We start from the raw sequence: 20,253 nt of genomic DNA on the forward strand, positions 1-20,253 counted from the left end.
CGGCAGCCTTGCACTGGCGTAGCGGGAAACCCAGGCAGGGCGGGCCTTGAGCTTCGGTTGCAGCCCTTTATTCTTCGTCACGGACGCACTATGTCGAACACCCAGCCTTTCTTCTCGCAGCCCCTTGCCGAGCGCGACGCGCCGGTGCGCAGCGCCATCCTGAAGGAACTCGAGCGTCAGCAGTCGCAGGTCGAGCTGATCGCGTCGGAAAACATCGTGTCGCGCGCCGTGCTCGAGGCGCAAGGCTCGGTACTGACCAACAAGTACGCGGAAGGCTATCCCGGCAAGCGTTACTACGGCGGCTGCGAGTTCGCCGATGAAGTCGAGGCGCTGGCAATCGAGCGCGTGAAGCAGATCTTCAACGCCGGTTATGCGAACGTGCAGCCGCACTCGGGCGCGCAGGCGAACGGCTCGGTGATGCTCGCGCTGGCCAAGCCGGGCGACACGGTGCTCGGCATGTCGCTGGATGCCGGCGGCCACCTGACGCACGGCGCGAAGCCGGCGCTGTCGGGCAAGTGGTTCAACGCCGTTCAGTACGGCGTAAACCGCGACACGATGCGGATCGACTACGACCAGGTCGAGGCGCTTGCCCACGAACACAAGCCGAACCTGATCATCGCCGGTTTCTCGGCCTACCCGCGTGCGCTCGACTTCGCGCGCTTCCGCGCGATCGCCGACAGCGTCGGCGCGAAGCTGATGGTCGACATGGCGCACATCGCCGGCGTGATCGCCGCCGGCCGCCACGCGAACCCGGTCGAGCACGCGCACGTCGTCACGTCGACCACGCACAAGACGCTGCGCGGCCCGCGCGGCGGCTTCGTGCTGACCAACGACGAGGACATCGCGAAGAAGATCAACTCGGCCGTGTTCCCCGGCCTGCAGGGCGGCCCGCTGATGCACGTGATCGCCGGCAAGGCCGTCGCGTTCGGCGAAGTGCTGCATGCCGATTTCAAGACCTACATCGACAACGTGCTCGCGAACGCGCAGGCGCTCGGCGAAGTGCTGAAGGCCGGCGGCGTCGATCTCGTCACGGGCGGCACCGACAACCACCTGCTGCTGGTCGACCTGCGCCCGAAGGGCCTGAAGGGCGCGCCGGTCGAGCAGGCGCTGGAACGCGCGGGCATCACCTGCAACAAGAACGGCATCCCGTTCGACACCGAGAAGCCGACCGTCACGTCGGGCATCCGTCTCGGCACGCCGGCGGGCACGACGCGCGGTTTCGGCGTGGCCGAGTTCCGCGAAATCGGCCGCCTGATCCTCGAGGTGTTCGACGCGCTGCGCGCGAATCCGGAAGGCGACCCCGCGACCGAACAGCGCGTGCGCCGCGAGATCTTCGCGCTTTGCGAGCGCTTCCCGATCTACTGATCGATCCCACAAGAACAGACCCACGAGCGAGAGCGGATATGAGCACGCTGCATCAGGACAGCATCATCATCGACGGACTGAACATTTCGAAGTTCGAGAAGCCGGTGTTCGAGGACATGCGCAAGGGCGGCATCACGGCCGCGAACTGCACGGTGTCGGTGTGGGAGAACTTCACCAAGACCGTCGACAACATCGGCGTGATGAAGAAGAAGATCCGCGACAACGGCGAGCTGCTGACGCTCGTGCGCACGACGGACGACATCTTCCGCGCGAAGAAGGAAGGCAAGACCGGGATCATCCTCGGCTTCCAGAACGCGCATGCATTCGAGGACAACCTCGGCTACATCGAAGCGTTCGCCGACATGGGCGTGCGCGTGGTGCAGCTCTGCTATAACACGCAGAACCTGGTCGGCACCGGCTGCTACGAGCGCGACGGCGGGCTGTCGGACTTCGGCCGCGAAGTGATCACCGAGATGAACCGCGTCGGCATCATGGTCGACCTGTCGCATGTGGGCGGCAACACGTCGTCGGAAGCGATCGCGTTCTCGAAGAAGCCGGTGTGCTACTCGCACTGCCTGCCGTCGGGCCTGAAGGAGCATCCGCGCAACAAGAGCGACGCGCAGCTCAAGGAGATCGCCGATGCGGGCGGCTTCGTCGGCGTGACGATGTTCGCGCCGTTCCTGAAGCGCGGGATCGAAGCGAACATCGACGACTACATCGAGGCGATCGACTACGTCGTGAACCTGATCGGCGAAGACGCGGTCGGCATCGGCACGGACTTCACGCAGGATTTCGCGAAGGAGTTCTTCGACATGCTGACGCATGACAAGGGCCGCTATCGCCAGCTGACGAACTTCGGCAAGGTGATCAACCCGGACGGCATCCGCACGATCGGCGAATTCCCGAACCTGACCGCGGCGATGGAACGCCACGGCTGGAAGGAGTCGCGGATCCGCAAGATCATGGGCGAGAACTGGGTGCGCGTGTTCAAGGACGTGTGGGGCGCGTAAGCGCCGCATCGCGCCGAACCGCTACCCGCGATTCAACATTAGAAAAATCGGGACGCGCCCGCGCAAGCCGCGCGGGCGCGCGGACGATGTCGCGCCTGCGCGCTGAACCGCGCGGCCAATTTCCTCACGGAGTCACCACGATGCAACCGCAACTGCCGATCAACGTCGATCCCGATACCGGCGTCTGGACCACCGACGCGCTGCCGATGCTGTACGTGCCGCGCCACTTCTTCACGAACAACCACGTCGCCGTCGAGGAAGCGCTCGGCGTCGACGCGTATGCCGAGATCCTCTACAAGGCCGGCTACAAATCCGCCTACCACTGGTGCGACAAGGAAGCGAAGCTGCACGGCCTGACCGGCATGGCCGTGTTCGAGCACTACCTGAAGCGCCTGTCGCAGCGTGGCTGGGGCCTGTTCTCGATCATCGAGGCCGATCCGGCCGCCGCACGCGCGAAGATCGAGCTGCGCCACTCGTCGTTCGTGCTCCAGCAGCCGGGCAAGGAAGGCAAGCTCTGCTACATGTTCGCGGGCTGGTTCGCGGGCGCGATGGACTGGGTCAACGACACGACGCCGGAAGGCAAGGGTGCACCGCGCGCGCAGTCGAAGGAAGTGCAGTGCGCGGCCGAGCATCACGACCACTGCGTCTTCGAAGTGTCGCCGATCGCGCACTGACGCCTCGTTTCACTGAAGCAGAACAACACCCGCAACACGAGACATTCGAACGCCAGAGGTCGCCAGCGATGCGTTATCCCCACCTGTTCAAACCCATGCAGCTGAACCAGCTGACGCTGCGCAACCGGATCGTCAGCACCGCGCACGCGGAGGTGTATGCGGAGCCGGGCGGCCTGCCGGGCGACCGCTATATCCGCTACTACGAGGAAAAGGCCAAGGGCGGCGTCGGCCTGGCCATCTGCGGCGGGTCGAGCCCGGTGTCGATCGACAGCCCGCAAGGCTGGTGGAAATCGGTGAACCTGTCGACCGACAAGATCATCGATCCGCTCACGCGCCTGGCCGACACGATGCACAAGCACGGCGCGAAGATCATGATCCAGGCGACGCACATGGGCCGCCGCTCGTCGTTCCACGGCGAGCACTGGCCGCACCTGATGTCGCCGTCGGGCGTGCGCGAACCCGTGCACCGCGGCAACGCGAAGATTATCGAGATCGAGGAAATCCGCCGCATCATCGGCGATTTCGCGGCGGCCGCGAAGCGCGTGAAGGCGGCCGGCATGGACGGCATCGAGATCTCGGCCGCTCACCAGCACCTGATCGACCAGTTCTGGAGCAAGCGTTCGAACCATCGCACCGACGAATGGGGCGGCAGCCTCGAAAACCGCCTGCGCTTCGGCATCGAAGTGCTGACGGCCGTGCGCGTGGCGGTCGGCAAGGATTTCTGCGTCGGCCTGCGCATGTGCGGCGACGAATTCCACGAGGACGGCCTCGATCACGAAGCGCTGAAGGAAATCGCGCAGGCGATGTCGGAGACGGGCCTGATCGACTACCTGAGCGTGGTCGGCTCGGGCGGCGACACGCACAACACGATCGCGAACTGCATGCCGCCGATGGCATTGCCGCCGGAGCCGTTCGTGCACCTCGCGGCCGGCATCAAGTCGGTCGTGAAGATTCCGGTGATGCACGCGCAGAGCATCCGCGACGCGGGCCAGGCCGAGCGCCTGCTCGCGACCGGCATGATCGACCTGGTCGGCATGACGCGCGCGCAGATCGCCGATCCGCACATGGTGATCAAGATCCGCGACGGCCGCGAAGACGAAATCAAGCAGTGCGTCGGCGCGAACTACTGCATCGACCGCCAGTACAACGGCCTCGACGTGCTGTGCATCCAGAACGCGGCGACGTCGCGCGAAGCGACGATGCCGCACATCATCGAGAAGTCGCGCGGCCCGAAGCGCAAGGTCGTGGTGGTCGGCGCGGGCCCGGCGGGCCTCGAGGCGGCGCGCGTCGCGAAGCTGCGCGGCCATGATGTCGTGCTGTTCGAGAAGAACGCGGAAGTGGGCGGCCAGGTGATGATCGCCGCGAAGGCGCCGCAGCGCGAGCAGATGTCGGGGATCATCCGCTGGTTCGACATGGAGACGAAGCGCCTGGGCGTCGACCGCCGTCTCGGCGTGGCCGCCGACGAGAAGATGATCATGGCCGAGAAGCCGGACATCGTCGTGCTCGCGACGGGCGGGTCGAGCTTCACGTGGCAGGTGCCGGGCTGGGGCGTGGCCGAGGGGCTCGCCGTCAGCTCGTGGGACATCCTGACCGGCAAGGTCGAGCCGAAGCAGAACGTGCTGCTGTTCGACGGCGTGAGCACGCATGCGGGTGCGGGCGTGGCCGACTTCATGGCGAGCCGCGGCTCGAAGGTCGAGGTCGTCACGCCGGACGTGAAGGTCGCCGACGATTGCGGCGGCACGACGTTCCCGATCTTCTACCGACGCCTGTACGCGTTCGGCGTGATCCCGACGCCGAACACGATGCTCGACCGCGTCTATGAAGAGAACGGCAAGATGATCGCCGTGCTGCGCAACGAGTACACGGAAGAACTGGAAGAGCGCGCCGTCGACCAGGTGGTGATCGAGAACGGTTCGTCGCCGAACGACGAGCTGTACTGGAAGCTCAAGCCGGAATCGGTGAACCGCGGCCAGATCGATCCGCACACGCTGTTCGCGGCCGAGCCGCAGCCGTGCCTGTCGGAAGAACTCGGCAACGGCCGTTTCCTGCTGTTCCGTGTCGGCGACTGCATCTCGATGCACAACGTCCACGGGGCAATCTACGACTCGCTGCGTCTCGTGAAGGATTTCTGAACGATGAACCCGTCCTTCCTCATTACCGCCCTGTTGTGGCTGTCGGTGGCGGGGCTCGCGTTCGCGGTCGCGAAGCGCTCGTCCTACTGGCGCCTGGGCCGCGCCACGGCGCCCGGCTCGTTCGGCGTCGCGAACCTGTTCGCGATTCCGAAGCGCTATTTCGTCGACCTGCACCACGTGGTCGCCCGCGATCCGTACATCGCGAAGACGCACGTCGCGACGGCCGGCGGCGCGATCGGCGCGCTGGCGCTGGTGTTCGTCAACTACGGCCTCGCGATCTATTCGCCCTGGCTCGACAAGCTGATTTTCCTCGCGGCGCTCGCGATGCTGGTCGGCGCGGTGTTCGTGTGGCGCCGCCGCGCGGCCCGGGACGTGCCCGCGCGACTGTCGAAAGGCCCGTGGAACACGCTGCCCTGGCTGCTCGGCTCGTTCGCGCTCGGCCTCGTGCTGTTCATGCTGGTGCCGACCGGCGCGATGTCGGGTGCGTTCGCGGTGCTCTGCGCGCTGCTGATCGGCGTCGGCGCGTTCACGATGACGATCGGCGCCGCGAAGGGCGGCCCGATGAAGCATGCGATCGCCGGCCTGCTGCACCTCGCGTTCCACCCGCGCCAGGAGCGTTTCGCCGCCACGCGCGAATCGTTCACCGGCAACGGCACGGCCACGCCGCCGACCGCGCTGAAGCTGCCGGACATCGAGCATCAGGAATACGGTGTCGCGAAGCCGGTCGAATTCCGCTGGAACCAGCTGCTGAGTTTCGACGCCTGCGTGCAGTGCGGCAAGTGCGAGGCCGCATGCCCCGCGTTCGCGTCGGGCCAGCCGCTGAACCCGAAGAAGCTGATCCAGGATCTCGTCGTCGGGATGGCCGGCGGTACCGATGCGGCATACGCGGGCAGCCCGTCGCCGGGCCTCGCGGTCGGCCAGCATCGCGGCGAGCCGAACGGCCCGATCGTGTCGGGGCTGATCGAGGAGCAGACGCTGTGGTCGTGCACGACCTGCCGCGCGTGCGTGCAGGAGTGCCCGATGCTGATCGAACACGTCGACGCGATCGTCGACATGCGCCGCAATCGCACGCTCGTGCACGGCACGGTGCCCGGCAAGGGCCAGGAAGTGCTCGCGAACCTGCGTGAAACGGGCACGATGGGCGGCTACGACACGGCCGCGCGCTACGACTGGTCGGTCGACCTGAGCGCGCCCGTCGCGCAGCCGGGCAAGCCGGTCGACGTGCTGTTCGTCGCGGGCGAAGGCGCATTCGACATGCGCTACCAGCGCACGCTGCGCGCGTTCGTCAAGGTGCTGAACAAGGCGGGCGTCGACTACGCGGTGCTCGGCTCGACCGAGACCGACACGGGCGACGTCGCACGCCGGCTCGGCGATGAAGCGACCTTCCAGCAGATGGCGAAGCGCCTGATCGGCACGCTCGGCACGCTGTCGTACAAGCAGATCGTGACGGCCGACCCGCACGTGATGCACAGCCTGCGCAACGAATACCGTGCGCTCGGGCTGCGCGTGACGGTCAAGCATCACACGACCTATCTCGCCGAACTCGCCGACAGCGGCAAGATCGCGCCGAAGGCCGTCGAGTCGCTGCAGGAAAAGCGCACGACGTATCACGACCCGTGCTACCTCGGCCGCTACAACGGCGAGACGGAAGCGCCGCGCAAGCTGTTGAAGACGATCGGCATCCAGGTCGTCGAGATGGAGCGCAACGGCATGCGCGGGCGCTGCTGCGGCGGTGGCGGCGGCGCGCCGCTGACCGACATCCCCGGCAAGCAGCGCATTCCCGACATCCGCATCGCCGACGCACGCACGATCGGCGCGGACGTGGTCGCGGTTGCATGCCCGAACTGCACGGCCATGCTCGAAGGCGTCGTGGGCCCGCGCCCCGACGTGCTCGACGTCGCCGAACTCGTCGCCGCCTCGCTGGAGTGAATCGATGAATACGATCAAACGAATCGATCCGCGCCGGCCGTTCATCATCACGGCCGCCGGCCTGAAGCGCATCACGCTCGGCGAGGAAGGCAGCGCCGATGCGAACGCCGCGCACGGGTCCGTGCACGGCCATGGCGCGGTGGTCGCGAAGCCGCGCCGCGCGCTGCAGGATCCGAAACACGTGATGCTGGTGGTCGCGCACAGTGAGCGCGGCGCACTCGACGACCATGCGCGGCAGGCGATCGCCGCCGCCGCCGTGCTCGCCGATGCGCAAACCGAAGTCGCGCTGCTCGCGTTCGGCGAATTGAAGGACGATGCGGCCGAACTCGGCGTCGACAAGCTGCTCGAGCTGACCGGCTTCGATCGCCGCGCGTTCGATCCCGAAAGCGAATTGCAAGCGTTGCAGGCCTGTGTGGCCGCGCTCGCACCGAAACACGTGTTCGTGCCCGACAACGCGACGGGCGACGGCGATCTTGGCCGGCGTTACGCGGCGGCCGCCGGCGCGAGCGTCGCGACCCACGTCGTCGAGATCGACGCGAAGCATGTCGGCGCATATGCGCAGGCCGGGCGGGCGTTTGCCACGCGTGCGCTGCCCGACGTGATCCTGCTTGCGCCGAACGCGGCCGACGCGAAGCTGCCGTTCGTCGGTGCGGGCGAACGGCTGGCCGCCGATTTCATCCGCCCGGCGCATGACGCCGCGCAGCCGTACCGCGATCTCGGCCTGGAAGAAATCGACGCGGCCCAGGTCGCGCTCGAGGAAGCCGACTTCATCGTGTCGGCCGGCAACGGCGTGTCGGACATCGGCGCGTTCGAGCAGCTGGCCGGTGCGTTCGGCGCGGCGATCGGCGCGAGCCGTGTCGCGGTCGACAACGGCCACTTCACGCGCGACAAGCAGGTCGGCGCGACCGGCAAGACGGTCGAGGCAAGCGTGTACATCGCGTTCGGCATCTCCGGTGCGGTACAGCACTTGCAGGGGATCAAGGACTGCCGCCACGTGATCGCGGTGAACCTCGACGGCAGTGCGCCGATCGCGAAGCGCGCGAACCTGACGGTGGTCGGCGACGCGCAGGCGACGATCGCCGCGCTGATCGAACAGGTACAGGCCGCGCGTGCTGCGCGCGGCGAATCGCCGGCCGCGGTCGGCGCCCGTGAACCGGAAGGAGTGGCCGCATGAACGCCCCCCGCCTCTTGCAACGCATCGCGGTGCTCGTGTCCGTCGGCCGGCATCCGGTCAGCGGCGTCGCGCGCTACAGCCGTAACGACGCGGCCGCGCTCGAAACCGGTCGCCAGCTCGCCGAGCAGCATCGCGCGACGCTCGACGTGATCCATGCCGGCGATCCCGCGAATGCGGCGCTGGCCGAATATCTCGCGCTCGGCGCGCGGGAGGTCGAAGTGCTGGCCTGCCGCGACGGCGACGATGCCGTCCACGCGCTCGCCGCGCGTATCGAAGGCTACGACCTCGTGCTGACCGGCACGCGCGCCGAGGGCGCGTACGACACCGGGATGCTGCCGTACCGCATCGCCGCGGCGCTCGGTTATCCGCTGGTCGGCTCGGCCGTCGACGTGACGGTCGAAGGCGGCCGCGCGGCTGTCCGGCAATTTTTGCCGAAAGGGTTGCGGCGGCGCGTCGATGCCGCGCTGCCGGCCGTGATTGCCGTCCATCCGCTCGCCAATGCCGAGCCGCGCTACGCGTATGCGCGGCTGCGCGCCGGCGCGATCCGGCCGGCGCTCGCGGCGCCCGGCGCGGACGCCGACGCGGCCGCGTGGACGGTCGGCCCGGTCGAGCGTAAGCCCGTCAAGCTGGTCGCCGCCGAGAAGCGTTCCGGGCATGCCCGGATGCTGTCCGCGACGACGACCGAAAGCCGGGGCGGCAACGTCGTAAATGAAGGGAGTTCGGTCGAAAAAGCACAAGTGATCCTCGCGTATTTGCGCGAGCATCAGCTCATCGACTACTGATTTTGATGCCTGTCGGCAAGAACCCAGGGATGCAAGGAATCCGGAGCAAACGATGAAAGTATCGGCAGACATTCGTGCACTGATCGAGCGGCGCAAGGAAGGGCACAGCCTCGAGGCGCCGTTCTACACGAGCGAGGACATCTTCGCGCTCGACATGGAGGCGATTTTCCGCCAGCACTGGATCCAGGTGGCGGTCGAACCGGACATTCCCGAGCCGGGCGACTACGTGACGGTCCAATTGGGGAGCGATTCGATCCTGATCGTGCGCGACGACGACATGGCGATCCGCGCGTTCCACAACGTGTGCCGTCACCGCGGCGCGCGCCTGTGCAACGAGGACAAGGGTTCGGTCGGCAACATCGTGTGCCCGTACCACAGCTGGACCTACAACCTGACGGGCCAGCTGATGTTCGCCGAGCACATGGGCGAGAAGTTCGACCGCTGCAAGCACAGCCTGAAGTCGGTGCACGTCGAGAACCTCGCGGGCCTGATCTTCATCTGCCTCGCCGACGAGCCGCCGGTCGACTTCGCGCAGATGCGCGCCGAGATGGAGCCGTACCTGCTGCCGCACGATCTGCCGAGCACGAAGATCGCCGCGCAGATCGACATCATCGAGGAAGGCAACTGGAAGCTCACGATGGAGAACAACCGCGAGTGCTATCACTGCGTCGCGAACCATCCGGAGCTGACGATCTCGCTGTACGAATACGGCTTCGGCTACCAGCGTTCCGACGCGAACGCGGAAGGCATGGACGCATTCGCCGAAACGTGCGTGCGGCGCGGCAAGGAGTGGGCCGAGATGGGCCTGCCGTCCGCCGAAATCGAGAAGCTGCTCGACGTGACGGGTTTCCGCACGCAGCGCCTGCCGCTCGACCGCAGCGGCGAATCGCAGACGCTCGACGCGAAGGTCGCGTCGAAGAAGCTGCTCGGCGGCTTCGACAAGGCCGACCTCGGCGGCCTGTCGTTCTGGACGCAGCCGAACTCGTGGCACCACTTCATGAGCGATCACATCGTGACGTTCTCGGTGATCCCGCTGTCGGCCGGCAAGACGCTCGTGCGCACGAAGTGGCTCGTGCACAAGGACGCGAAGGAAGGCATCGACTACGACGTGAAGAACCTGACGGCCGTGTGGAATGCGACCAACGACCAGGATCGCGCGCTCGTCGAGTTCTCGCAGCGCGGCGCGAACAGCAGCGCGTACGAGCCGGGCCCGTATTCGCCGTACACGGAAGGTCTCGTCGAAAAATTCTCGGCATGGTACATCGGCCGGCTCGCCGAAAAAACCGGCGAATAGGTCATAGCAGCGGACAAGCGGAGCAACTGATGAAACGATCCCCACGCTCACTGCGTTCCCTGCCCCCCACGGGGGCGGTCAGCCTCCTTGGGGCGGCCCTGCGGAGGCTGACATGATGCGAGACGCGGCCAATTTCGAGCCGACGGACAGCCGGGTCACGCGCCCGGCGTTCTGGAACGGCCTGCCCGAGCGCTGGACGAGCGACGTCGAGGAAACGCTGGTGTGCTGCCACGTGCGGCAGGAAACGCACGACGTGAAGAGCTTCTTCTTCCGTTCGCCGCAGGGCCGCACGTTCTCGTTCGAGCCCGGGCAGTTCCTCACGCTCGAGCTCGACATCGACGGCGAAACGATCAACCGCTGCTACACGATCTCGTCGTCGCCGGCGCGACCGCACACGGTGTCGATCACGGTGAAGCGCGTGCCGGGCGGCAAGGTGTCGAACTGGCTGCACGACAACCTGCAGCCCGGCGCCTCGGTGCGCGTGCTCGGCCCGGCCGGCGAGTTCACGTGCGCCCGGCATCCGGCGCGCAAGTACCTGTTCCTGTCGGCCGGCTCGGGCGTCACGCCGCTGATGTCGATGAGCCGCGCGCACCACGATCTCGCGGAAGATCGCGACATCCTGTTCGTGCACAGTGCGCGCACGCCGGACGACATCATCTTCGCGCGCGAGCTGGACCTGATCGCGTCGAACCATGCGAACTTCCGCACGTCGTTCGTCGTCGAGCGCGTGGGCGCGCGCACGAACTGGCCGGGTGTCACGGGCTTCCTGACGCTGCCGCTGCTGAAGCTGATCGCACCGGACTTCATGGAGCGCGAGGTCTTCACGTGCGGCCCCGCGCCGTACATGAAGGCCGTGCGCGACCTGCTCGACGAAGCCGGTTTCGATCGCAAGCAGTATCACGAGGAAAGCTTCTCGTTCGAGACGCTCGCGCAGACCGCGAGCGACGAGCTGCTCGCCGATCTCGTACCGCCGGCCGAAGGCGGCGACACCGACACGAAGCAGTACACCGTCAGCTTCGCGAAGAGCAACCGCGAGATTTCGTGCGGCTCGGAGCAGCACGTGCTCGACGCGGCGCGCCAGTCGGGCGTGCGGCTGCCGGCCTCGTGCACGCAGGGCATGTGCGGCACCTGCAAGGTGAAGCTCGTGTCGGGGCAGGTCGAAATGAAGCACAACGGCGGCATCCGCCAGCGCGAGATCGACCAGGGGATGGTGCTGCTGTGCTGCAGCAAGCCGCTGTCGGATCTCGTGATCGACAAGTAGTCGCGATGTGTCGGCGCTTGTCCGGACACGTCGCGTCCGGACAAGCATCCGTCGGAAAACAACGATACCGCGGATTTGTGGTTGAAGAACCTAGAGAGACAACGCGCACGGTGCGCTTATCAAGGAGATCGACCATGAAACTGTTCGGAAAACTGTTGTGGACCGGCGCACTGTCGGCGATGGTGGCGCTGAGCACGTCGGCACTCGCCGATACGAAGCCGACGCTGAAGATCGGCTACGTCGAAGGCTGGGACGACAGCGTCGCGACGTCCAACGTCGCGGCTCGCGTCATCGAGAAGAAGCTCGGCTACGAGGTGAAGCTCGTGCCGGTCGCGGCCGGGATCATGTGGCAGGGTGTCGCGCGCGGCGACCTCGATGCGACGCTGTCCGCGTGGCTGCCGGTCACGCACGGCTCCTACTGGGATGAATACAAGGCCAAGGTCGTCGACCTCGGCGCGAATTTTCCCGATGCGAAGATCGGCCTGATCGTGCCCGCGTACGTGAAGGCGAAGAGCATCGACGACCTGAATGCGGAGAAGGCCAGCTTCGGCGGCCGGATCGTCGGCATCGATGCGGGCGCCGGCGTGATGCGCAAGACCGACGACGCGATCAAGAGCTACGGGCTGAACTACACGCTGATGCCGAGTTCGGGCAGCGCGATGACGGCCGAGCTGTCGCGTTCGGTCGGTGCGAGCAAGCCGGTCATCGTGACGGGCTGGGCACCGCACTGGATGTTCGCGAAGTGGAAGCTGCGCTTCCTCGAGGATCCGAAGAAGGTGTTCGGCGGTGCCGAGCACGTCGACAGCGTCGTGAATCCGGGGCTCGAAGCCAAGGCCAAGCCGGTCGTCGCGTTCCTGAAGAAATTCCAGTGGAAGCCGGGTGAAATCGACAGCGTGATGCTGGCGATCCAGAACGGCTCGAAGCCGGAAGCGGCCGCGGACGCGTGGATTGCCGCGCATCCGGACCGCGTGAATGCGTGGACGGAAGGCGCGCAGTAAGCGTCACCCAATACGTCGTACGAATCATCATAAAAACATGCCGGGAATGGTTTGCAGGAATCCGAAATAATCGAGATGCCATGCGGCCATATCCCGGAATTCTTTTTCGGATTCTGCAAAAAAGCCCGTAAATTGTTACACTACGGCGCTTGTGCAAAATCATCACAGCTTGCATCGAACCAGAGTAAGCGCTAAAGCGCCAACTCCGATCGAGAGGAGGAATTGGATGAGTCAGGCAGGACTGCGTGCGAATCGCACCAGTGACGTTGAGGCAACCATCTCACATGATTCGACGGGCCACACGCTGCATCGTGGCCTGACCTGGAAAGACGCATTTTGGGTGACGAGCGGCGTGCCGGCAGGCGTGCTGTTCACGATCGGCGGCGTATGCGCGACGATCGGCCAGCCCGCGTGGGCGATCTGGATCGCCGCGATCACGATGGGGCTGATTCAAAGCGCGACTTATGCGGAAATCTCGGGGCTATTTCCTCATAAATCGGGTGGCGCGTCCGTATATGGCGCGATCGGATGGGTCCGTTACAGCAAGCTGATTGCCCCGGTTTCCGTGTGGTGCAACTGGCTCGCGTGGTCGCCGATGCTTGCGCTCGGCTGCGGCCTCGCGGCGAGCTATGCGCTCACGAGTCTCTTTCCCGCCAACGCGGCGGTGCTGCAATGGCAGCTCAAGATCGCGGATCTCGGTTTCATCAAGCCGGGTTTGTCCCTGCGGATCAATGCGACGTTCATCATCGCGACGATCCTGCTTCTCATCACGTTCAAGCTTCAGCACAGCGGCGCATCGAAGGCGGCACGCACGCAGCGCATCCTCGGCATCGCGTCGCTCACGCCGCTGCTGATCGTCGGCATCGTGCCGTTCGTCACCGGCGACGTGCCGATGTCGAACCTGCTTCCGCTGCTGCCGCTCGGTCACGACGCGCAAGGCAACCTCACGACCGCGACGTTCGGTTCGTGGAACGGGCAGGGCGTCACGATGGCGCTCGGCGCGATGTTCATGGCCGGCTGGGCGTCGTATGGTTTCGAGACGGCCGTCTGCTACACGCGTGAATTCCGCGATCCGCGCCGCGATACCGCGAAGGCGATCTTCTGGTCGGGCGCGCTGTGCCTCGTCGTGATGACGCTCGTGCCGATGGCGTTCCAGGGCGCGCTCGGCACGCAGGCGATGCTCGATCCGTCGATCGGCGACGGCACGGGTGTCGCGGCCGCGATGGCGAAGATCGTCGGCGGCGGCGCGTGGGTCGCGAATGCGGTCGTCGTGATGCTGATGCTGTCGATCCTGCTGATCGTGATGACGTCGATGATGGGCTCGTCGCGCACGCTGTACCAGGCATCGGTCGACGGCTGGCTGCCGAAGTACCTGTCGCACGTGAACGAGCACGGCTCGCCCACCCGCGCGATGTGGACGGACCTCGGCTTCAACCTCGTGTTGCTGATGATGTCGGACTACATGACGGTGCTGTCGATCTCGAACGTCTGCTACATGCTGTTCGTATTCCTGAATCTCCAGTCGGGCTGGATCCACCGGATGGATCGCGGCAACTGGGATCGGCCGTTCCGCTGCCCGACCTGGCTGCTCGTCGCAGGCTCGATCTGCGGCTACGCGAACCTCGTCTACGTCGGCGCGGGTGCGAACCTGCAGGGCGAAGGCACGTTGCGCAACGGACTGATCGCGATGCTGCTGATCGTGCCGGTCTTCCTGTATCGCCACTACTGGCAGGATCGCGGCCGCTTCCCCGAGCAGATGCAGCGCGACATGGAGCTCGAAGTGCCGAAGCGCGCGATGTGGCTGAACCTGATGCCGTATGCCGCGCTGATCGGCGCGGGGCTGACGATCTGGCTGTCGTATTACCTCGCATGGGTGAAATGACGCGTCAGGCCGTGTAACGGCGCCCATCACCCGGAAACCGCACACGGCGGTGCGATCTCGCCGCCCGCAACGAAGCCCGACCGGCTGCAACCGGCCGGGCTTTCGTCATTCAGGGCCGGCGGCATGGCCGGCGTGCACGGCGCCCGCCCGCGAGCGACGACGCTTGATTTTGAGAATGATCGGTTCTAATATCCTGACTCATGAGTCCAACTTCTCCCGGCTCCCGTGACAGGGGGCGCCCACGCGAATTCGACACCGACGAGGTGATCGACGCCGCGGCGCGCGTGTTCTGGGCGCAGGGATATCACGCGACGTCGATCGATACGCTGTGCGAGGCGACTGGCGTGTTTCGCGGCAGTCTGTACCGGACGTTCGGCGACAAGCACGGGCTGCTGGTCGCCGCGTTCGACCGTTATGCGGAAGGCGCGATCGCGCGGCTCAAGGAACGTCTCGCGGCGGACTTGCCGCCGCGTCAGGCCCTCAGGGAAGCGCTGCTGTACTACACGGAAATCGGCGTGCGGCTGTCGGAGCGCCGCGGCTGCCTCATCACGAATTCGGCCGTCGAATTGCTACCCGGCGACGACGTGTTGCGACCGTACATCGAATCGACGCTGCTGCGCATCGGCACGCAATTCAGCCTTGCGGTCGCACGCGGCCAGCAATCGGGCGATTTCGACCGGAACCTCGATCCGGAAGAGGTTGGCCGGTTCCTGCTGTGCCTGATCCAGGGTATGCGCGTGCTGGGCAAATCGAGTGCGTCGGAGGCGGAACTGGCTTCGATCGTCGAAATCGCGATGCGGGCGCTGACCTGATTTTTTTGATTATTTTGAGAATGATCAGTTTCAAATGATGCGTGTTCCACGGACGGCAGTCGAAACCTTGACGGGCAAGCCGATTCGAAAAAGCAGCTGAAAAAACGCCGCCGCTGCGCGCAGCCGCACCGGCCTCATTGTTCAATTAATTTGGGAATGATTGGTCATGAATGGCGCAAATAACGCAGTGCCGGCCGCGGGCGCGTACGGGAAGGGGATCGCGGCATGTGTCGGTGCGACGATCCTGATGGGCGTGATGTTTCCGGTGATGACCGACGCGTTGCGACACATCGATCCATTCACGTTCACGTCGCTGCGCTACCTGATCGCGGGCAGCGCATTCCTCGTGTTGTTGCGGGTCGTCGAAGGGCCCGGCGCATTCCGCGCGGCCGGCGAATCGGTGCCGCTTGCATGGCTGCTCGGCTCGATCGGCTTTTGCGGGTTCGGGTCGTTCGTGTTCCTGGGCCAGCAGCTGGCCGGCGACGAAGGCGCGCTGACCGCGTCGGTCATGATGGCGACCCAGCCGATGATGGGGCTGCTGCTCAACGCGCTGGTGCGGCGCGTCCCGCCCGCGCCGGTGTCGGTGCTGTTCGTGGTGCTGTCCTTCACCGGCGTGGTGCTCGTCGTCACGCGCGGCGACGTGGCGGCCGCGCTGCACGAACCGCAGCACTATGCTGCCAATGCGCTGATCGTCGTCGGTGCGTTGTGCTGGGTCGTCTATACGTTCGGCGCGGCGCGTTTCTCCGGCTGGTCGGCATTGAAATACACGACCTTCACGACGTGGCTCGGACTGACCACGATCGTCACGGTCAATCTGATGCTGGTCGCAACGCACCGGATCGCGGCGCCGTCATGGGCCGCCGTGCACGCGGTGCTGCCGCATCTCGCGTACATGGGGCCAGTGGCCGGCTTCGGCGCGATCCTGCTGTGGATGACGGGCAACCGGATCCTGGGGCCGATGAACGGCGTGCTGTTCATGGACGTCCTGCCCATCACCGCGTTCATCGTGTCCGCCGCCACGGGCGTGGTGCCCACTCGCGCGCAAATCGCGGGCGCCGGCTTGACCGGCGCGGCGCTGATTCTCAACAACCTGTATCTGCGGCGCCGGGCGCGGGGAATCGGCACGGCGCCGGCGCGCGTGCCTTCCGCCTCGGCGTGAGGCACGGGGCGAGCCGGCCGCCGTTTCGCATGCCTACGAAAACACCACCGTCCTATCGCCGTTCAGGAACACGCGCCGTTCGATGAACGCCTTCACCGCGCGCGCGAGCGTGAGGCTTTCGACGTCGCGCCCGACCGCGAGCAGTTGCTCGGGGCGCAGCGCATGATCGACGCGCTCGACGACCTGCTCGATGATCGGCCCTTCGTCGAGATCGTCGGTGACGAAGTGTGCGGTTGCGCCGATCAGCTTCACGCCGCGCGTGTGCGCCTGGTGATACGGCTTCGCGCCCTTGAAGCCGGGCAGGAACGAATGATGGATGTTGATCGCGCGGTTCGCGAGCTTCGCGCTCGTTTCCTGCGACAGCACCTGCATGTAGCGCGCGAGGATCACGAGTTCGGCGCCGCTCGATTCGAAGAAGTCGAGCCACTGCGCTTCCTGCTGCGCCTTCGTGTCGGCCGTGATCGGGAAGTGCCGGAACGGCAGCCCGTGCTGGGCGGCGAGCGGCTCGAAATCGGGGTGGTTCGACACGATGCCGACGATGTCCATCTTCAGCTCGCCCATCCGCCAGCGGAACAGCAGGTCCGCGAGGCAGTGCTCGAGCTTCGACACCATGATCAGCACCTTCGGCCGTGCGTTCACGTCATGGATCGCCCATTGCATGTCGCCCTGCGCGCCGCCGAGGCTCGCGGCGATCGGCGTGAATTCCTGGCGCAGCGCGTCGATCTGCAGCGTTTCATCCGTCGGATGAAACACGCAGCGTACGAAGAAGCGGTTGCTGAGGTCGTCGTCGAACACGTTCAGCGCATCGACGTAGCAGCGATGGCGATCGAGAAAGCCGACGACGGCGGCGACCTGGCCGGCCGCGCTCGGGCACGACAGCGTCAGGACGAATTGATCGGGGCGGTGCTCGGCGGTCATGAGACTCCTCGGTTGGCATGGGCGCACGGCCGTGCGGCGGCGCACGACGGCGCCGCACCGCGCGGGTAGCGGGAGGCTCAAGTAAATCAGGACGATTCCGGGGCGGATAGAACCAACGCGCCGTGTGGCTGGTATCGGCGCGCCAGCGCGTGCGGGCCGGCCGGGCCCGTCAGGCGCCGGCGCAGGCGTCGAGCAGCCAGCGCCGGAACACGTGGGTCGCATCCGGCTCGGGCCGCTGCGGCGGGCGCACCAGGAAGTAGCCGCGCGACGTGACGACGGGCGCGTCGACGAGCTTCACGAGCTGGCCGGACGCGACGAGCTCGTCGACGAGCGGCGACCAGCCGAGCGCGACGCCTTCGCCGAGCAGCGCCGCATGGATCACGAGCGCGTAGCTGTTGAAGGTCACGCCGCGCGCGGCGGGTGGCGGCTCGAGGCCATGCGCGTCGAACCAGCCGGACCACGACAGCCAGCGCTCGGGGCGCGTCGGCTGCACGTGCAGCAGCGGCAGTGCGAGCAGGTGGTCGGCCCGCGCGACGTCGCGGTGCGCGGCGCGGAACGCGGGCGAGCACACGGGCGTGACCGATTCCGGAAAGAGCCGTGCGGCCGTGCACGACGGCCAGTGACCGTCGCCGAACAGGATCGCGATGTCGGCGTGGTCGCGCTGCGGGTCGTAATCCTGTGACGTGACGACGCGCACGTCGACGTCCGGCATCACGCGCTTCAGGCCGGCGAGCCGCGGCATCAGCCAGTAGGTCGCGAAGCCGAAGTCGGTGACGATCGTGAGCGCGCCGTGCTCGCGGCGCGCGCGCAGCGTGGCGGTCGCGCCGCGCAGCGTGTCGAGGCTCAGCCGCACCGCTTCGTACAGGCACTGGCCGTCGGCCGTCAGCGTGACGCCGCGCGGGCTGCGCTCGAACAGCGGCACGCCCAGTTCGGCTTCGAGCTGGTACACCTGCTGGCTCACGGCCGGCTGCGTCGAGCCCAGCTCGCGCGCGGCGGCCGTGAAGCTCGCGAGCCGGGCGGCCGATTCGAACGCGCGCAGCGCCTGCATCGACGGTAACGGTTCCGGTTTCGACATAAGTCTCTCTAATGGCCCCATAAGGGCCGGACGCCTACCCGCGCGAATTCGGGCGGGCGATAGTGCATCGGACGGTGCGGCACACGCGCTTCGCGGCCGCCGGGCAATGCGTTCCGCGATTCTAGCCAGCGCGGCCCGCGTGCGCGGCGGTTTCTGCGGGCCGTCTCCGTCATGCCGGACGTCCCGCCGCCGGAGCGGCGCGCCGCTCCGTTCGAACACCGCTTTCCCCACGACCGCTCATGACGAACCCGACACCCAACATCCTGATCCTGATGGCCGACCAGTTGACGCCGTTCGCGCTGCCGGCCTACGGCAACCGCGTCGCACGCACGCCGACGCTCGACCGGCTCGCCGCGCAAGGCGTGGTGTTCGACGCCGCCTACTGCGCGAGCCCGCTGTGCGCGCCGTCGCGGTTCTCGCTGCTGACCGGCAAGCTGCCGTCGGGGATCGGCGCCTACGATAACGCCGCCGAGTTGCCGGCGCAAACGCTGACGTTCGCGCACTACCTGCGCGCGGGCGGCTACCGGACGATGCTGTCCGGCAAGATGCATTTCTGCGGGCCCGACCAGTTGCACGGCTTCGAGGAACGGCTCACGACCGACATCTATCCGGCCGATTTCGGCTGGGTGCCCGACTGGGACCAGCCGGGCGAGCGGCCGAGCTGGTATCACAACATGAGCTCGGTGCTGGAGGCGGGCCCGTGCGTGCGCACGAACCAGCTCGATTTCGACGACGAAGTCACGTTCGCCGCGAAGCAGAAGCTCTACGACGTCGCGCGCGAGCGCGCGGCCGGGCACGATGCGCGGCCGTTCTGCATGGTCGTGTCGCTGACCCATCCGCACGACCCGTACGCGATCACGCGCGAATACTGGGATCTGTACCGCGACGACGAGATCGACATGCCGGCCGTGCGGCTCGATGCGGCGGAAAGCGATCCGCATTCGCAGCGGCTGCGCGTCGTCTGCGAGAACGATCGCACGCCGCCCACCGACGCGCAGATCCGCGCCGCGCGCCATGCGTACTACGGCGCGACGTCCTATGTCGACGCGCAGTTCGGCAGCGTGCTGGCCGCGCTGGAGCAGTGCGGTTTCGCCGACGACACGATCGTGATCGTCACGTCCGACCATGGCGACATGCTCGGCGAGCGCGGGCTCTGGTACAAGATGACGTTCTTCGAGGGCGGCTGCCGCGTTCCGTTGATCGTCCATGCGCCGGGCCGCTTCGGCGCCGCGCGCGTGCGCGGGCCCGTGTCGCATCTCGACCTGCTGCCGACGCTCGTCGACCTGGCCGGCGCCGCGCCCGCCGGCGGCTGGCCCGACCCGGTCGACGGTGCGAGCCTCGTGCCGCACCTGCACGGCACGCCCGCGCACGATGTCGCGCTCGGCGAATACCTCGCGGAAGGCGCGCTCGCGCCGGTCGTGATGATCCGGCGCGGCGACTGGAAGTACGTGCATTGCCCGCTCGATCCCGACCAGCTCTACAACCTGTCGGACGACCCGCGCGAGCTGACGAACCTGGCCGGCGTGCCCGAGGCCGCCGACGTGCTCGCCGCGTTCCGCGCGGAAGCCGCGGGGCGCTGGAACCTGCCCGAGCTCGACCGGCAGGTGCGCGCGAGCCAGCGGCGCCGGCGCTTCCATTACGCGGCGACGACGCAGGGCCGCATCCAGGCGTGGGACTGGCAGCCGTTCACCGACGCGAGCCAGCGTTACATGCGCAATCACATCGAACTCGACACGCTCGAGGCGATGGCGCGTTTTCCGCGGGCCGGGCGCTGAGTGTCCCGCCTCG

16 protein-coding genes are annotated in these 20,253 nt (G+C 66.8%); 14 read left to right on the forward strand and 2 right to left on the reverse strand.

Features of this window, described 5'->3' with window-relative positions:
• Positions 1-90 precede the first annotated feature (90 nt).
• From HWX00_RS15235 to HWX00_RS15295, 13 genes are all read left to right on the forward strand, one after another.
• On the forward strand, positions 91-1,365 hold the full coding sequence (locus HWX00_RS15235) for a serine hydroxymethyltransferase (protein WP_034186087.1): 1,275 nt from the start codon (positions 91-93) through the stop codon (positions 1,363-1,365).
• Positions 1,366-1,403: 38 nt separating this feature from the next.
• Complete coding sequence (locus tag HWX00_RS15240; RefSeq protein WP_034186088.1) at positions 1,404-2,375, forward strand: dipeptidase; 972 nt, start codon at positions 1,404-1,406, stop codon at positions 2,373-2,375.
• Between the two features lie 140 nt (positions 2,376-2,515).
• Complete coding sequence (locus HWX00_RS15245) at positions 2,516-3,049, forward strand: DUF5943 domain-containing protein (protein WP_034186089.1); 534 nt, start codon at positions 2,516-2,518, stop codon at positions 3,047-3,049.
• Positions 3,050-3,117: 68 nt separating this feature from the next.
• On the forward strand, positions 3,118-5,181 hold the full coding sequence (locus HWX00_RS15250) for an NADH:flavin oxidoreductase (protein WP_175026760.1): 2,064 nt from the start codon (positions 3,118-3,120) through the stop codon (positions 5,179-5,181).
• Positions 5,182-5,184: 3 nt separating this feature from the next.
• Positions 5,185-7,110 carry a (Fe-S)-binding protein gene (locus tag HWX00_RS15255; protein WP_124607599.1) on the forward strand — a complete coding sequence of 642 codons (1,926 nt, stop codon included), beginning with the start codon at positions 5,185-5,187 and terminating at the stop codon, positions 7,108-7,110.
• 4 nt (positions 7,111-7,114) lie between these two features.
• Positions 7,115-8,284 carry an electron transfer flavoprotein subunit alpha/FixB family protein gene (locus HWX00_RS15260; RefSeq protein ID WP_124607600.1) on the forward strand — a complete coding sequence of 390 codons (1,170 nt, stop codon included), beginning with the start codon at positions 7,115-7,117 and terminating at the stop codon, positions 8,282-8,284.
• Positions 8,281-9,066, forward strand: coding sequence for an electron transfer flavoprotein subunit beta/FixA family protein (locus HWX00_RS15265; protein ID WP_034186093.1), 786 nt, complete (start codon positions 8,281-8,283; stop codon positions 9,064-9,066). The genes HWX00_RS15260 and HWX00_RS15265 overlap by 4 nt, the downstream gene beginning before the upstream one ends.
• 52 nt (positions 9,067-9,118) lie before the next feature.
• Positions 9,119-10,360 (forward strand): aromatic ring-hydroxylating oxygenase subunit alpha, encoded by a 1,242-nt coding sequence (locus HWX00_RS15270; protein ID WP_175026761.1) that lies wholly within the window; start codon positions 9,119-9,121, stop codon positions 10,358-10,360.
• Between the two features lie 112 nt (positions 10,361-10,472).
• A complete protein-coding gene (locus tag HWX00_RS15275; protein ID WP_124607601.1) occupies positions 10,473-11,621 on the forward strand; it encodes an FAD-binding oxidoreductase in 1,149 nt (382 codons plus the stop codon).
• A gap of 134 nt (positions 11,622-11,755) precedes the next feature.
• Positions 11,756-12,619, forward strand: coding sequence for a glycine betaine ABC transporter substrate-binding protein (locus HWX00_RS15280; protein WP_034186096.1), 864 nt, complete (start codon positions 11,756-11,758; stop codon positions 12,617-12,619).
• Between the two features lie 226 nt (positions 12,620-12,845).
• A complete protein-coding gene (locus HWX00_RS15285) occupies positions 12,846-14,501 on the forward strand; it encodes a trimethylamine N-oxide permease (protein ID WP_034186097.1) in 1,656 nt (551 codons plus the stop codon).
• A 200-nt stretch (positions 14,502-14,701) separates the two neighbouring features.
• Positions 14,702-15,313 carry a TetR/AcrR family transcriptional regulator gene (locus HWX00_RS15290; RefSeq protein WP_069705485.1) on the forward strand — a complete coding sequence of 204 codons (612 nt, stop codon included), beginning with the start codon at positions 14,702-14,704 and terminating at the stop codon, positions 15,311-15,313.
• Between the two features lie 166 nt (positions 15,314-15,479).
• The gene (locus HWX00_RS15295; protein WP_175026762.1) at positions 15,480-16,472 is read left to right on the forward strand and encodes a DMT family transporter; all 993 of its coding nucleotides are present in this window, start codon (positions 15,480-15,482) and stop codon (positions 16,470-16,472) included.
• A gap of 33 nt (positions 16,473-16,505) precedes the next feature.
• Here HWX00_RS15295 and purU read toward each other — a convergent pair whose 3' ends face one another.
• Both purU and HWX00_RS15305 read right to left on the reverse strand, forming a co-directional pair.
• Positions 16,506-17,390 (reverse strand): formyltetrahydrofolate deformylase, encoded by an 885-nt coding sequence (purU, locus tag HWX00_RS15300; RefSeq protein ID WP_034186100.1) that lies wholly within the window; start codon positions 17,388-17,390, stop codon positions 16,506-16,508.
• A gap of 169 nt (positions 17,391-17,559) precedes the next feature.
• On the reverse strand, positions 17,560-18,465 hold the full coding sequence (locus tag HWX00_RS15305; RefSeq protein WP_175026763.1) for a choline sulfate utilization transcriptional regulator: 906 nt from the start codon (positions 18,463-18,465) through the stop codon (positions 17,560-17,562).
• 239 nt (positions 18,466-18,704) lie between these two features.
• Here HWX00_RS15305 and betC point away from each other — a divergent pair, with 239 nt between their 5' ends.
• Positions 18,705-20,240, forward strand: coding sequence for a choline-sulfatase (betC, locus tag HWX00_RS15310; protein WP_175026764.1), 1,536 nt, complete (start codon positions 18,705-18,707; stop codon positions 20,238-20,240).
• Positions 20,241-20,253: the final 13 nt, after the last annotated feature.

This window comes from Burkholderia seminalis DSM 23518 (assembly GCF_902832885.1).
Taxonomy (GTDB): Bacteria; Pseudomonadota; Gammaproteobacteria; order Burkholderiales; family Burkholderiaceae; genus Burkholderia; species Burkholderia seminalis.

Bases quoted from the DNA above. Each gene is read 5' to 3' on its own strand.
- HWX00_RS15235 (WP_034186087.1), top strand. From the start codon at position 91: ATGTCGAACACCCAGCCTTTCTTCTCGCAGCCCCTTGCCGAGCGCGAC.
- HWX00_RS15240 (WP_034186088.1), top strand. From the start codon at position 1,404: ATGAGCACGCTGCATCAGGACAGCATCATCATCGACGGACTGAACATT.
- HWX00_RS15245 (WP_034186089.1), top strand. From the start codon at position 2,516: ATGCAACCGCAACTGCCGATCAACGTCGATCCCGATACCGGCGTCTGG.
- HWX00_RS15250 (WP_175026760.1), top strand. From the start codon at position 3,118: ATGCGTTATCCCCACCTGTTCAAACCCATGCAGCTGAACCAGCTGACG.
- HWX00_RS15255 (WP_124607599.1), top strand. From the start codon at position 5,185: ATGAACCCGTCCTTCCTCATTACCGCCCTGTTGTGGCTGTCGGTGGCG.
- HWX00_RS15260 (WP_124607600.1), top strand. From the start codon at position 7,115: ATGAATACGATCAAACGAATCGATCCGCGCCGGCCGTTCATCATCACG.
- HWX00_RS15265 (WP_034186093.1), top strand. From the start codon at position 8,281: ATGAACGCCCCCCGCCTCTTGCAACGCATCGCGGTGCTCGTGTCCGTC.
- HWX00_RS15270 (WP_175026761.1), top strand. From the start codon at position 9,119: ATGAAAGTATCGGCAGACATTCGTGCACTGATCGAGCGGCGCAAGGAA.
- HWX00_RS15275 (WP_124607601.1), top strand. From the start codon at position 10,473: ATGATGCGAGACGCGGCCAATTTCGAGCCGACGGACAGCCGGGTCACG.
- HWX00_RS15280 (WP_034186096.1), top strand. From the start codon at position 11,756: ATGAAACTGTTCGGAAAACTGTTGTGGACCGGCGCACTGTCGGCGATG.
- HWX00_RS15285 (WP_034186097.1), top strand. From the start codon at position 12,846: ATGAGTCAGGCAGGACTGCGTGCGAATCGCACCAGTGACGTTGAGGCA.
- HWX00_RS15290 (WP_069705485.1), top strand. From the start codon at position 14,702: ATGAGTCCAACTTCTCCCGGCTCCCGTGACAGGGGGCGCCCACGCGAA.
- HWX00_RS15295 (WP_175026762.1), top strand. From the start codon at position 15,480: ATGAATGGCGCAAATAACGCAGTGCCGGCCGCGGGCGCGTACGGGAAG.
- purU (WP_034186100.1), bottom strand. From the start codon at position 17,390: ATGACCGCCGAGCACCGCCCCGATCAATTCGTCCTGACGCTGTCGTGC.
- HWX00_RS15305 (WP_175026763.1), bottom strand. From the start codon at position 18,465: ATGTCGAAACCGGAACCGTTACCGTCGATGCAGGCGCTGCGCGCGTTC.
- betC (WP_175026764.1), top strand. From the start codon at position 18,705: ATGACGAACCCGACACCCAACATCCTGATCCTGATGGCCGACCAGTTG.